Source organism: Clostridium sp. CM028, from assembly GCF_030585565.1.
Lineage (GTDB): Bacteria > Bacillota > Clostridia > Clostridiales > Clostridiaceae > Clostridium_AD > Clostridium_AD estertheticum_B.
In genome coordinates, this window is the sequence record NZ_CP077766.1 from 791,017 (window position 1) to 805,912 (window position 14,896).

Annotated in this window: 9 protein-coding genes; 2 read left to right on the forward strand and 7 right to left on the reverse strand. The window is 30.1% G+C overall.

The window, feature by feature from the left end; genetic code table 11:
* Nucleotides 1-561: 561 nt before the first annotated feature.
* On the reverse strand, nucleotides 562-6,591 hold the full coding sequence (locus KTC94_RS03860) for a non-ribosomal peptide synthetase (RefSeq protein WP_220320507.1): 6,030 nt from the start codon (nucleotides 6,589-6,591) through the stop codon (nucleotides 562-564).
* A gap of 292 nt (nucleotides 6,592-6,883) precedes the next feature.
* Here KTC94_RS03860 and KTC94_RS17720 point away from each other — a divergent pair, with 292 nt between their 5' ends.
* Nucleotides 6,884-7,033, forward strand: coding sequence for an IS3 family transposase (locus tag KTC94_RS17720; RefSeq protein WP_369811885.1), 150 nt, complete (start codon nucleotides 6,884-6,886; stop codon nucleotides 7,031-7,033).
* A 281-nt stretch (nucleotides 7,034-7,314) separates the two neighbouring features.
* Nucleotides 7,315-7,632, forward strand: coding sequence for an IS3 family transposase (locus KTC94_RS03865; protein ID WP_220320508.1), 318 nt, complete (start codon nucleotides 7,315-7,317; stop codon nucleotides 7,630-7,632).
* Nucleotides 7,633-7,773: 141 nt separating this feature from the next.
* Here KTC94_RS03865 and htpG read toward each other — a convergent pair whose 3' ends face one another.
* The 6 genes from htpG to aroA form a co-directional block, all read right to left on the reverse strand.
* Nucleotides 7,774-9,654: a molecular chaperone HtpG gene (htpG, locus tag KTC94_RS03870; protein WP_216304044.1), complete on the reverse strand. Its 1,881-nt coding sequence runs from the start codon at nucleotides 9,652-9,654 to the stop codon at nucleotides 7,774-7,776.
* Nucleotides 9,655-10,005: 351 nt separating this feature from the next.
* Nucleotides 10,006-10,515, reverse strand: coding sequence for a shikimate kinase (locus KTC94_RS03875; protein WP_216304045.1), 510 nt, complete (start codon nucleotides 10,513-10,515; stop codon nucleotides 10,006-10,008).
* An 11-nt stretch (nucleotides 10,516-10,526) separates the two neighbouring features.
* Entirely contained in the window at nucleotides 10,527-11,342 is an 816-nt protein-coding gene (gene aroE / locus KTC94_RS03880) for a shikimate dehydrogenase (protein ID WP_220320509.1), read from the reverse strand.
* Nucleotides 11,343-11,382: 40 nt separating this feature from the next.
* A complete protein-coding gene (pheA, locus tag KTC94_RS03885) occupies nucleotides 11,383-12,522 on the reverse strand; it encodes a prephenate dehydratase (RefSeq protein ID WP_220320510.1) in 1,140 nt (379 codons plus the stop codon).
* 13 nt (nucleotides 12,523-12,535) lie between these two features.
* Nucleotides 12,536-13,606, reverse strand: coding sequence for a chorismate synthase (gene aroC, locus KTC94_RS03890; protein WP_220320511.1), 1,071 nt, complete (start codon nucleotides 13,604-13,606; stop codon nucleotides 12,536-12,538).
* Nucleotides 13,587-14,879: a 3-phosphoshikimate 1-carboxyvinyltransferase gene (aroA, locus tag KTC94_RS03895; protein WP_220320512.1), complete on the reverse strand. Its 1,293-nt coding sequence runs from the start codon at nucleotides 14,877-14,879 to the stop codon at nucleotides 13,587-13,589. Before aroA ends, aroC begins: the two co-directional genes overlap by 20 nt.
* Nucleotides 14,880-14,896: the final 17 nt, after the last annotated feature.

Genomic DNA, 14,896 nt, shown 5'->3' on the forward strand with positions numbered 1-14,896 from the left:
TATATCCAATTTTTTTAAAAGTCATTTAAATATCTTCATAAAATTATTCATGATAAATCTATTTATTGTATTAAATTCTTTAGTTTTAATAATTATACTTACAGAATTAAATAATGAAAATGTAAAAAGAAATTTTGAACAAGAATGCAGAAACGAAGAATTGTCTAAACTTATGGAATACACAAATATGTTAGAATATGTTTCAAAAGACTACGAATCTTTAAACATGATTATAAATATTTTAAATTATTCACTTTATTCCTTTAATAAACAAATTGAATATATATAAATAAGGAGTTTAGTTGGTTAACCAGGGTACTCATAAATTTTCATCCATTACTCTTTATATTATTTTTATCATGAGAAAATACCACTTTTATTTTTTAGTGGTATTTCCTCGTGAATTAACTAATTGATTCATGCTTTATTTTCACCACGATGATATATGGTAGCACAAGAGTATCGCACAATAACATAACGGTAACTAATTGATGACCATAAACTGTTTTACCTTTTAAATGAGAATGGTGGAATCCACATTTTTCATTTGAAGTTTAAATGTTATCCCTCACTAAATTTAGTCTCTAATATGTTGAATTCATCTTGTAAGATTTTTTCTAAATTATTAATGCATTTCTTATAAATAGGAAATGATATAACTAGATAGTTTGAATAACAATTAACAAAAATTTCTGTTGCCCTTCTTATCTTATCTAAACTTAACATTTTTTGTACTATATCATATGTTAATTCAAAAATACCATGATAATTGATTGACAAAACAGATGCAGTTAATAAATAAAAATCTTGCTGTTGCCTGTTAAAAAGTTCTAAATAATTAATATTTTCATCTTTTTTAATATTTTGAACTTTTTCTACGTATTTTTGCATATCGCATTTAATTGCATCTTGTGAGCAATCTATTAATATTGGTAATATATCTAAAAATTCACCCATTGTATTGGTATAATTTCTCTCCTTACCTCTTCTATCTTCTTGTAAAATAAACATTGGTATAATAGTTTTATCTAGTGAGATTAATTGATTCTCCCTTGCTACAATTCTCAATACATGAGTTAATAAATTCCATGGCTTTTCTTTTAAAACCTTCAACGATTTTGGTCCCATTTTTATTGTTAAAAGTATTGATTTTTCGAGATTATTATCTATATTACCTCGAACATATTCATTAACATTTTCTATAAAATCTTCAATTTTTAATTCTGCCATATATCCAATATTTTTTGTAAATCCATTACAATTTTTAATCTCTTCAATATAATTTTTATACGTTGTTTTAATTAATGTTTCAGTTGAATCAGATTTAATTAAATCATTTAACCTATCATTTAAAATTTGTGTACTGGCTTTATCCCATCCACTATGATGTGCTATAATATGGAGTTTATGACATACTTCCGACTCTCTAGTAATCACCATTCTAATCAAATTATTTCGACCATCACAGTTACCTTCTCCATTTTTCATTCCGTAAATATCTTTATGAATGGTAGTGATATATTCATAGGAACTGTATCTTAAGTCAACATATGGAACATACCATGAAGTATCATATTTATGTTCGGAAATAATATATTCTCTATCACACTTCTCATATGAACTTCTTAATACACTTTGTTCTTGAACAACTAATTTAACTGCTTCCATAATTTTATCTTGGCTATAAATTCCATTAATTGTTATCACTTCTTCTATTATAGTGCCCGTTGCTTCAAGAAAAGATTTTTGCATACAAGAAGCTATATATTGGTCTATAATTTTGTTATTCAAATTATTATTAAAGTTCTTTAATTCAATCTGTGAAAAATCTTTATTGCTTAAAGAGTTATTATCGCTACACATCTCTCTAAACATCTTTTCATCCATTATGCTTTGTGAGAGTTGATGTTTTCTCATATTAATACAGTAATGTGGCATATGTTTTATTGACAATTTTTCAGTTATTGTGTTAATAATTTCATTTCTGATTTTTTGATCCATGTTTTCTACAAATAATATAGAATATGCTTGCTTATCTACACTAATAACCTTAAGAATACTATCAACACTAAATCTTGACCAAATAAACTGATTCATATCGTAATTATTGTAACTATTATTCATTTCTAGTCCATTTACTTCTATACTCTCTCTTTTTCTTACCTTTACACAGTGCCCTATGATATCAAGTAATTGTTTTTCATACTGTCTTTTGAAATCTTCTATGAAACATTTACTGAATCTCTCCTTATCAAAATTGATAATTAGATTAAGTTCTTTGTTAATAATAGCACCATTAACTGAAATAGGTGTTCCAAATCTATTTTTTTCTGATATCTCTTGTCCACAAGAGATATTGCTTAATAAAAAATCCTCAGTATTATTTTCCTGTCCAAATTCCCCTAAATAATTAAATGTGATATCAGGCTCTATTCCCTCCAGCACATCATCTCCTAATACTTTTAGCACTCCATATCCAATTCCATGATTAGGAATTTTTCTTAGAGTCTCTTTTATTTTACATATGTCCTTTACTATTGTTTCTCCGATTTCATTTATTGCTACAGGATAAACGCTTGTAAACCATCCTACAGTTCTGTCAATTGCCATGGAGAACCCTATTGGCTCTCTTCCATGCCCTTCAACGCTTACAGACACACTCTTAATTCCTGTAACTTTATTAACTGCTCTAAATAATGCTGTTAAAAGCAAATCGTTAATTTCTGTCCCATAAGCTCGTCCCGCTTTATACAGTAAATCATTTGTTTGTTCACTAGTTAAATGAACAATAACATCATTTATTCCATGTTCGACGTCATTTACTGTAAATCCCATCTTACTCTCTTTAACCTTTTGTTCAATATCTTTCCAATAAACAATCTCTTTCTTCAAATCATTGCTCTCTCTATATCTTCTTAATGTCTCACTCCATTTCTTGAATGAAACAGTTTTTGCTGGAAGTATAATTTCTTTTTTCTCTTTTGATGCTAAATATCCTCTGCTTAAGTCTTCTAAAATGATTCGCCACGACACTCCATCTACCACTAAATGATGAATGGAAATGAATAAATAGTCTTTGTATTCTGTACAGAATACTCCTACTTTCATTAATGGTCCAGTTGAAATATTAATACTCGATTGTATTTCATTTGCACTTTCATCTATTTTTCTGTATAATATTTCTTCTTCTTTAATATCAGAAAAATCATAATACTTAAAGTTATACAAGCTACCTTCAGAATTTGACCTTATTGTTAGTTCATCATCTTTGTACACTGCTCTAAGTATATCATGATGCTCTACAATTGCTGTGAGTGCCTTTTTAAGACTTTCTTGCTTTATTCTTTCTTTACTTTCAAGAATAAAGGATTGATTAAAATGATTTGGAACTTCAAGCTTATTTGTAAAGATGTCTATTTGTATTGGCGTTAACCCAACTTTACCTACTATTTCTGATTGTTCTGCATTACTTATTTCTACTTTACTAATTCCTGTACGAATTGCTCGAATAGTTCTATCTCTCATAATATTTCTTATACCTATCTCATAACCGTATTCTCGCAGTTTCGATATCATACGAATGGCTTTAATTGAGTCTCCCCCTAATTCAAAGAAACTGTCATCAATTCCTACTTTTTTTACTCCTAATACTTCAGACCATACCTTTACCATTTTCTCTTCTATATCATTTCTTGGTACTGCATATTCTACTCCTGTACTTATTTCTCCATCTGGCTCTGGCAGTGCTTTTCTATCTATCTTTCCATTTGGTGTTAGTGGTATCTTCTCTATCTGTATAAAATACGCCGGTATCATGTAGTCTGGTAGTTCTTTTGACAAACTTTCTCTTAATTCTGCTACTGTCATTTCTTTTTTTAATACTATATATGCACATAAGTATTTATTCCCTTTTTTGTCTTCTCTATCTACTACTACTGCTTCTTTTATATTTTCTTGCCTTAATAACTGATTTTCTATTTCACCAAGTTCTATTCTAAAGCCTCTTATTTTCACCTGATGATCTCTTCTACCTAAAAATTCAATATATCCTTCTTTACGAAATCTCCCCCAATCTCCAGTACTATACAATTTACCCAACTCAGGATGATTAATAAACGCATTTTTCGTCTTTTCTATATCATTCATATACCCTTTTGCTAATCCAACTCCTCCAATATATAACTTTCCAGGGATTCCAAATGGACATAACTTCATTTCTTTGTTTAACACATAGAAACTTTGATTAGATAAAGGCATTCCATATGGAATGCTATTCCATTCGATTTTAACTTCCGTAACCGGATAATAGATAGACCAAATAGAAGCTTCTGTTGCACCACCTAAACTTATTATTGCTGCATTTGGAAAATATTTTTTTATTTTTCCAGGCAATTTTAAAGGAATCCAATCTCCACTTAACATTACTAGTCTCAAATTTTCATTTTTAAATGGCTCTGTTATACTTTCTATTAACATATCCATAATAGCAGGAACTGAGTTCCATATAGTTATACTTTTATCCTTTAATACCTCAATAATTTTATTTACATCTCGTTGATCTTTAATTTGCACAAGCTTTGCTCCTGTACTCAAAGCCCCAAAGATATCATATACTGATAGATCAAAACACACAGAAGAAAGTCCTATGATTTTATCATTTTCTTTTACTGCAAATTTACTATTTATATCCTGTATTGTATTTAACACTGCCTCATGCGTAATTACAACACCTTTAGGTTTTCCAGTACTCCCTGATGTATAGATTATATAAGCTAAATCTTGGGGTATATTTACTTTCCCCAAATTCTCTTTATCAGTATTATAGATTTCAGTATTATCCATGTCTATTATTTCTACCTCAATGTTAAATAGATCCATATATGCTGACTTTGTAATAAGTATAGAAGACTTACTGTTTTCCAATATGTATTTTATTCTCTCTTGTGGGTAACTTGGTTCTATTGGTAAATAGGCTCCTCCAGCTTTTAAAATTGCAAGTATTCCTACTATCATCTCCGGGGAACTCTCTATCATTATTCCTACTACACTGTCTGGTTTAACGCCTTTTTCCCTCAATATTCTTGCTAAACTATTGGCTTTCTCATTTAGTTCTCTATAAGTTAGCTTCTCATCTTCAAATACTACTGCTATATTATCTGGCGTTTTTTCAACCTGTTCCTCAAACAATTCATATATTGTCTTATATTTTTGATATTCTGCCTTTGTATCGTTAAAATCACATAATATCTGATGTTTTTCTTGTTCTGTAATTATTTCAATATCATTAATACTTTTTTCATCACTATCTATAATATGTTTAATTAAATATTGGATATGTGTAATTACATCTTTTATAGGCATAAATTTTTTAAATACTTCAATATTATAGTCAAAGTTAATCTCAACATCTTTACACTCGTCAAACTCTCGTATAAATACGCTCATGGAATTTCTTTCATGATGATTACTTAACGTTTTTATATTCGTTTTTGCCCCATTAAAATTTGCTGCGTAATTATGATGTTCATAGGATAAAGTTATATCAAATAAGCCGTCTTTTCTTTCTTTATAAATGCTACCGCAAATTTCACCAAAAGAAAGTTTTTGATGTCTGTAACACTCTCCTAATTCCATCCTTATTTCATTTATCATATATGAAAATGTCTTTTCTTTTATTATAGCTATCTTTAATGGTATAACATTGGCAAAATGTCCTACTATTTGCTTATTGCTAGCTTTTGTTCTGTTTAATATGGGAACTCCTATTACTACCTCTTCTTTATTGCAAACCTCTCCGAAATATACAGCTAATATACCAAGAAAAAAGTGAAATACGGAACATTTTCTTTTGTTAGAAAATTCAATTATTTCATCATACACTTTTCTTTCTATTACTAGGCTTTCTCTATTACTAACTATACCTCCATTACTATTCACACCCTTAGTAAATAGAGCTTCTGGAATATGTTTGAATTTATCCTTCCAAAACATTTTGTTTTTTAAATATGTATCTGATTCTTGGTATCTTTTATTTTCTTTTATAAATTCTAAATAGGAATACTTTTCTAACTTGCTTTTTGTCTCAGTTATATTGTTATAATTATTAACTGTCTCTTTAAATATTAGTGAAAATCCCCATCCATCTGATACTATATGATGCGATTCCATAAAGTAGAAATACTTATTATTATTTACTTTAATAAGAACAAATCGAAATAAATTCTCACCATTATCAAAAATAAATGGTTTTAAAAATTCCTTTTGCATCCAATTCAAAGAAAATTTCTCCGCATATTCTTTTATGGAAAAATCATAAAACGGTACCTCATATTTCAATTCTTTTAATATTTTCTGCGAAGGTTGTCCATCATTTTCAAATATTCTAATTCTTAAACTATCATTGTCTTCAATTAGCTTTTGTACCGATTTTTGAAACATTTGGTATTCGATAGGACCATTAATATTTGCATAACCACCAATATTATATATTGGTTTATCTTTATATAAGCATTGTTCAACCCATACATCTTTTTGATATAAACTTAACGGATAAATTTGTATTTCTTCTTCATTTAATTGTTTTTTTACCATTTTTATACCACCTATTCTTCTTATTCAGTGATTAACCACTCCTTCTATGAACTACAATATGCTGCTTGCTCATTGCACTCCATACTAAATAATAGTTTTGTAAGACATGTTAATACTCTTTCATACATAGGGCATTACTTTATAATAATCATTTTACACAGATGTACAAATAGTGTAAACTCTATTACCATGAAATACATATTTTAGACCATAAGTCGTTATATAATTTAAATTTGTTAGCTTTGAGATAAAAAAATGTATTCACGATATATTATTCAACTTAAAATATCACATGATTTTTCAGGCGGTAGCCTGCTATTCTAAAAGCGTAAAAAATGAAATTAAGGACTATGCGAACTATTATAATAAAGATAGATATCAATGGACTCTAAAAAAGCCCCTATGGATTTCTTTAGGCATTGTGGATTTGACATATCTATAATAGAAAAGCGAAACCCAGTCAATACGCTGGCTCGCTGGAGAAAAATCTATGATCATTTGGGGGAAGCTGGATTAATAAATGAACGAATCACAAACGTATAAGAAGGCTTATGAAAAAATATAGTTTAATTACTAAGGTAGGAAGGGCAAAGACTTATGCTAAGATGTTAAAAGCAAACCATGAACATAAAACACTATCAAACCTATTAAAACGAGAATTTAAACAATATCAGATTGAGTATAGTGTTAAAAACGCTTAATAGGTTAGAATGTAACCTTAATTTGGAAGATAATTCAGATACAATTATACACCCTGATCAAGGATTTCATTATACAAATGCAGATTTTCAATCTCGTGTTAAAGAATTAGGACTGACACAATCAAAGTCTAGAAAAGGTAATTGTTTAGATAATGCTCCTATGGAATCATTTTTCGGGCATATGAAAGACGAGATGGAATATAAACAAGCTATGTCATTCGGTGAGTTAGTAGAAATAGTTGATAATTATATGAGTTACTATAATAATGACAGATACCAGTGGGGATTAAATAAAATGAGCCCTGCTCAATACAGGACTCACTTTTTAGTGCTAACATAGGTCATTTTTTTTAAACTGTCCAGTTTATGGGTTATATTTCACAATACAGAAACCATCTTCCAAATATAGCATATGCTTTTTTTATATATTTGTAACGCTTTTGCAAAGCTCTCTTAAATTTTTATTGAAAGCGTATTTTTCTTATATCATTACTTTACATATATTGTTTGTGAATTCTACCGGATCGTTAATCGGTAATCCTTCAATAAGTAGCGCCTGATTATATAATATATTAGTATATAAATCTAACTTAACTTTATCTTTTTCGAAAGATTCCTTAAGTACTTTAAACATATCATTATTTATATTTATTTCTAAAACCTTATCTGCTTTTATGTTTTCATTGTTAGGCATAGAATTTAATGTTTTTTCCATTTCTATTGTAAGGTCACCATCATTTGATAAACATACTGGGTAGTTCTTAAGTCTTTTTGATGCCCTAACATCCTTAACTCTACCTGTTAAAACACTTTTCATATGTTCAAATAATTCTTTATTGTCTTTTTCATCAGTGCTAGAAGGATTTTCTTTTTCATCTACTTCTATACCTAAGTCACCACTTGATACAGATTTAAATTCCTTTTCTTTGTACTTCATTATCATTTTCACAGCGAATTCGTCTACCTCATCCGTGAAATATAAAATTTCGAATCCCTTATCTGATACCATTTCAATTTGTGGTAATTTTTCAATTCGCGCGTTTGATTCTCCTGAAGCATAATAAATATATTTTTGATCCTCTGGCATTCTAGAAACATATTCATCTAAAGTAACATTCTTTTTCTCCTTTGATGAATAAAACAACAATAAATCTTGCAAAACATCTTTGTTACTTCCAAAATCGCTATAAATACCATACTTCAATTGTCTTCCAAATGCTTCATAAAATTCTTCATATTTTTCTCTTTCATTTTTAAGTAAACTATCTAACTCATTTTTAATTTTAGTTTTAATGTTTTTAGCTATAAGTTTAAGTTGTCTATCATGTTGCAGTACTTCTCTAGATATGTTAAGCGACAGATCTTCTGAATCAACTATTCCTTTTACAAAACTAAAATAGTCAGGCAATAAATCTGCACACTTATCCATGATTAAAACACCACTTGAATATAATTCTAAGCCTTTTTCATATTCTTTTGTATAGAAATCATAAGGCGTTTTTTCTGGAATATATAAAATTGAATTATAACTTATAACACCATCAACACTAATATGGATATGCCTTGCTGGTTTGTCAAATCCATAGTGCTTTTCAGCGTAAAAATTATCATAATCTTCATCAGTAAGTTCGCTTTTATTTTTTCTCCATATAGGAACCATGCTGTTTACAGTCTTTTCCTCAACGAAGTCTTCGTAGTCTGTTTCACTACCTTCTTTAAGTCTTGACTGACTTATATCCATTTTAATTGGATACCTAATGAAATCGGAGTATTTCTTTACAATAGATTTTAGTCCATTTTCATCAAGAAATTCATCAAAGTTATCATCTTCTGTATTCTCTTTTATTTTAAGTATAATTTCTGTTCCAACAGTATCTTTTGCGCAAGGTTCTATGGTATAACCCTCTGCACCATTAGATTCCCATTTATGTGCTTCATCACTACCAAAAACTTTACTTATAACAGTAATATTATCCGCTACCATAAATGCAGAATAAAATCCCACTCCAAATTGTCCAATTATGTCGTACCCATCTTTTATTTCATTTTCTTTTTTGAATGCTAAAGAGCCACTTTTAGCTATAACTCCTAGGTTATCACTAAGTTCAGCTTCTGTCATTCCAATTCCTGTATCAGAAATTTTTATTGTTCTAGTTAACTTATCACTGGCTATTGTAATATAGTAATTACCCTTATCAAAATTCAATGAATCATCCGCTAATGTCTTATAATAAATTTTATCAATAGCATCACTAGCATTAGAGATAAGTTCTCTTAAAAAAATATCCCTATGAGTATATATTGAATTTACCATCATATCGAGAATTCTCTTAGACTCCGTTTTAAACTGCTTTTTTTCCAATTAAAATTTCCCCTTTCGTACCAAATCTTCTTATTTTTTATTTTGTTAGCACTCTATGTTATCGAGTGCTAACGCTAGTTATAAACTACACCTTTTTTTATAATTTGTCAACGTACATAATATATTTTTCTTCCATCTCAAACATTTATTAATTTACTCCTGATTTGACTCTCCATTTTAAATATAGATAATTTGTTGTTTTGAATTTAATCTTATATATATATTACTTTATTTGAATTCATTTCACAATAATAATTTCCATATTACTCAATGCTAAATGATAAAAAACTTGTTTACAATTATTTTTCAACGATACTGTTTAATAATCAACAGCTTTTTTTCTGTGTTAAGTTATTTAATTAACGACATCTCATTTATATATATTTCTATGATATTATTCACTACATCGTAAATATCACTAGTATTCATAACCTCATAGTCACAATATTGTTTGTACAAGTGACCTCTCTCCTCAAACAATCTATAAAGCTTAGATGGATCTTTTGCTAGTAAGGGGCGGGTCTCAACATCTATATCCGCTACTATATTTTCAATAGGACGGTTTATGTAAATTATAATACCATTTTTCTTTAAATTTAAAATATTTTCATGTTTTTTAATCACTCCACCGCCAGTTGAAATAATTACTCGATTTTTTTTAGATAATTTCTCAACTACTTTAGATTCTATGTCTCTAAATCCAGCCTCACCATTTTTAAACATTTCAGTAATCGTAAGATTTGTACTAGCTTCAATATATGCATCTATGTCTATAAATGCCATTTCTATCTTTTCTGCGATTATTTCTCCAATGACACTTTTACCACAACCGGGCATCCCAATTAAAACTATATTTTTCATCTTTTAATTTTCTACCCCTTTTCTAGTTCATCATAAATTTCATCAATTATTATCTTTGGGATCTTAATATCATTCCAGATTTCCTGAGCAGCAATTGCCTGGCCAACTAGCATATAAAGACCATTAACTGCTTTTAAACCCGTCTCCTTCGCATACTTTAAAAATAGGGTTTCCTTAGGATTGTAGATCATATCTACAGCGGCGCCAAATTTACCAATATGTTTCTTTTCAATTGGAGAATTGTCCAAATTAGGATACATTCCAAGTGGTGTACAGTTTACCACTATATCTGACTCTTTAAGCCCTTGAATTTCATTATAAGAAATCAATTTACAACCATTAAATTTGCTGTTTTCCTTAATCCTTGAGATATCTCTTGTAACTACAGTAATTTCAGTTATTCCCTTATTTAATAAATATTGAACCACAGTAACTGCTACTCCACCGTTTCCAAGTATTGTTGCTTTTTTATTTTTCACTTCAATATCATACTTATTGAAAAGCATTCCAATTCCAAAGTAATCTGTGTTGTATCCAATAGTTTTGTTTTCCTCAAACTTTAGGGTGTTTACAGATCCTATCGCTTTTGCTTCTATGCTAACCTCATCAAGTAATTCCATAACCTTAATTTTATAAGGAATAGTTACATTAATACCTCTTGGTTTAATAACATTAAATCCGGCCATTGCTGCTTTCAGATCTTTGCTTTTAAATTCGAAGAGATGATAATAACCCTTCATATTCAATTTATTAAATACCATTGAATGTATTTGCGGCGAAACACTATGTGATAGTTTTTCTCCAAGTAAACCATATAACCCTGACATAACTCACCCTCATTTCTTAAGTAAAACTTACTAATATCATTTATTCATTGTCAATCATTTCACTTTTATAATTGCCCAATATTTTAAAATAACGGCTATTCTTTTTAATTAACTTAATTGAAGATATAATTTTATCTTCATCTATGTTTCCGTGGAAATCTATGTAAAAGAAATATTCCCATGGCTTATCCTTTATTGGTCTAGATTCAATTTTCAAAAGGTTTATACCATTTTCTTCAAAATGCTTTAAAACATGATAGAGCGAACCTGCCTTGTGGGTAGTAGATAAAACTAAGCTTGTTTTATTGTTTCCGCTAGTTGACTCCAACTCTTTACCAATAACAACAAACCTAGTCATATTTGTTGCATTTGAATTTACATTTTTCTGCAAAATCTCAAGGTTGTATATTTCCGCTGCCTTAGCGCTAGCTATGGCTGCCAAGGTTTTGTCCTGTCTATCTTTAACTAACTGCGCACTTTTTGCAGTGCTGTTATAGGGAACTAACTTCCACTGATTGTAGCCTTTTAAAAATTCCATACTTTGCTCTAATCCCTGTGGATGAGAGTAAACCTCTTTGATATCATCTAGTGTTGATCCTCTAATTCCCATTAAGTTTTGGCTTATTTTAAGATATTTTTCTCCTGTTATATAAAAATTATATTTATTTAGAAGGTCATAAACCGCGGATATTGCTCCTGTGGAAGAATTTTCTATAGGGATAACACCATAATTTATCTTCCCATATTTCAATTGCAAAAATATATCTTCAAACTCACTTATTGCTTTTGCGTCCACATTTTCACCGAAATATCCCTTTAAAGCTTGTTCGCTAAAGGAACCTGTTACGCCATAAAAACCAACTGTTAGCTTTTTCTCAGTAGCAAAAGCCCCCTCCCGATTTAAATTTTTGTTTTGAAACCCTCTACTTATTTCCATAACGGATTTGAAAAATTCTTCTACCTCTAAAAACAAATTTTTATTTTTAACTAAGTCTAAATTCTTCTTTATAACTATTTCTTCTCTAGCCTTATTTAAAACTTCCATATGATTATTTTTTTTATATTCAGCTACCTTTAAAACTACTTCCATACGCTTTTCAAATAATGATACAAGGCTTGAGTCAATTTTATCAATTTCACTTCTTAAATTATCTATATTAAAATCATCTAATTTACTCATTAAAGCACATCCTTCAAATAAAATCTAAAATACTCATTGCAGCGCAAGCTTCTATCACTGCTAGCGCTCTTAAAACTATGCAAGGGTCATGCCTTCCTGTAACAGATACTTCCGAATTTTCACAAGTCACCATATCAATGGTATCTTGAGTTTTTGCAATAGAAGGTGTTGGTTTCATAGCTACCCTAAAAACTATCGGCATTCCATTAGAAATACCACCATTAATTCCACCATTATTGTTAGTTTTCGTCAATACACTCCCATTTTTAATGCACGGTACATCATTTGATGCGCTTCCCCGAAGTTTTGTTATTTGAAAGCCCATGCCAAATTCTACCCCCTTAACTGCAGGCACAGAAAATAGTAATTGAGCTAAATTGCTCTCTATAGAATCAAAGAATGGTTCCCCCAGTCCACAAGGCACATTTAATATAGTAGCTTCAATTATACCTCCAACCGAATCTGTTTCTTCCTTCGCCTTTAATATAATGTTCTTCATTTCTTTTCCCTTTGAATCATCAATTACAGGAAAATCTTTCTTTAGAATATCTGCTAATATCTGTTTCTTTAAATTGACCCCATCAAAATAACTATCAAACACATTCCCAATACTTAAAATGTGACTTCCTATTTCGATTCCCTTATCAAAAAGTATCTGTTTCGCAACAGCACCTGCAAAAACAAGTGGTGCTGTAATTCTTCCTGAGAAATGTCCGCCACCTCTATAATCGTTAAAGCCTGAATATTTAACCTTTCCTGTAAAATCAGCATGACCCGGTCTTACTAAATCCTTTAACTTATCGTAATCCTTCGAATTTTGATTTTCATTAAAAATAACGCTACAAAGAGGTGTCCCTGTGGTATATCCATTAAAATATCCACTTAGTATTTCAAATTTATCACCTTCTTTTCTTTTAGTTGAAAATTCATCTCGTCCTGGAGCGCGTCTTTGCATTTCACTATTAATAAAATCCATATCAAGCTTTATACCTGGCGGTAATCCATCAATAATTATTCCTATTCCTCTTCCATGCGATTCTCCAAAGATGGAATACTTTACTTTTTTACCCCATTGTCCGCTCATTAACTTTTCCTCCTAACCCCTTAAAATCCTCATAAAACTCTGGATAGGATTTTTTCACTGCCCCACTATCCTCAATTGTGAGCTTCTGCGTGCATCTAATTGAAGCAATTGCCATAGCCATAGCTATTCTATGATCATTCCAACTGCTTACAATTCCGCCCTTAAGCCATGGTTTACCATGAATTAGAAGTGAATCCTCTCTTTCAATAACCTCTGCTCCAATTTTATTTAGCTCTGTTGCTATAGCTTTTAATCTATCAGATTCTTTTATTCTAACTCTAGCAGCATTAATGATCTCTGTTGTTCCATCGCTTAAAGCACCAAGCACCGCAGCAATTGGTACAAGGTCAGGACATTGTGATGCATCAATAACGGTGCCTTTTAAATTTGATTTTGAAGCCCTTATAATACCATCTTCAATAGTAATCTTTCCGCCCATATTTTTAATTATGTCCAATATTACTTTGTCTCCTTGAAGTGATTCCATATTTAAATCAATGCATTCAATTTCTCCACCTAAAACACCAGCAGCAAGGTAAAATGCAGCTTGAGAAAAATCGCCCTCAACTCTATAATCTCTTTTCATGAAATGTTGATTTCCTTTTATTTTAAATTCTCTATAATTATTATTTTCTACCTTTATCCCAAATTTAGAAAGCACATCTAGGGTTAAATCTATGTACCCAATAGATTCTATGGAACTAGTAATTTTAACCGTTGACTCTCCATTTAATAGAGGCAGCGCATAAATAAGACCGGTAATGAACTGAGAGCTTACATCTCCTCTTAGTTCAAAAATCCCAGGTTTAAGGCTCCCGTGTATTGTTAAAGGAAGACAACCATTGTTAGTAGTGTACTTTATATTCTGCTTATCAAAAATTTCATAATAAGGTTTAAGTGTTCTTTGTACTAGTTTGGACTTCCCTTTAAAGATTATTTTTTCTCCAGTTAAAATTGCTATAGGAATTAAAAAACGTAGTGTTGATCCACTTTCATTGCATTGTAGCTCGCTTCCCAAAGTTCCACCGCATGCAAGCTGAAGCTTACCTTTTCCACATACCACAAGATTGTTTGGGAATTGTTTAATCTTAACTCCAAGTTTCTCCATTATTTCACAAGTAGCTATTATATCCTCAGACATACTAATATTATTAATGGCACATTCATCGCCACTTAATCCTGCAGCTATAACCGCTCTATGGGATAATGATTTTGAAGGCGGAATTTTGACTTTTCCATTCAAAGAAAAAGGTTGAATTATAACTGACTTCATCGACGAACACCTCAATT

What these genes read in the sequence shown, in the direction of transcription:
- aroA (WP_220320512.1), bottom strand. Translation starts at nt 14,879, where the DNA reads ATGAAGTCAGTTATAATTCAACCTTTTTCTTTGAATGGAAAAGTCAAA.
- pheA (WP_220320510.1), bottom strand. Translation starts at nt 12,522, where the DNA reads ATGAGTAAATTAGATGATTTTAATATAGATAATTTAAGAAGTGAAATT.
- aroE (WP_220320509.1), bottom strand. Translation starts at nt 11,342, where the DNA reads ATGTCAGGGTTATATGGTTTACTTGGAGAAAAACTATCACATAGTGTT.
- KTC94_RS03875 (WP_216304045.1), bottom strand. Translation starts at nt 10,515, where the DNA reads ATGAAAAATATAGTTTTAATTGGGATGCCCGGTTGTGGTAAAAGTGTC.
- KTC94_RS03860 (WP_220320507.1), bottom strand. Translation starts at nt 6,591, where the DNA reads ATGGTAAAAAAACAATTAAATGAAGAAGAAATACAAATTTATCCGTTA.
- aroC (WP_220320511.1), bottom strand. Translation starts at nt 13,606, where the DNA reads ATGAGCGGACAATGGGGTAAAAAAGTAAAGTATTCCATCTTTGGAGAA.
- KTC94_RS17720 (WP_369811885.1), top strand. Translation starts at nt 6,884, where the DNA reads ATGATTTTTCAGGCGGTAGCCTGCTATTCTAAAAGCGTAAAAAATGAA.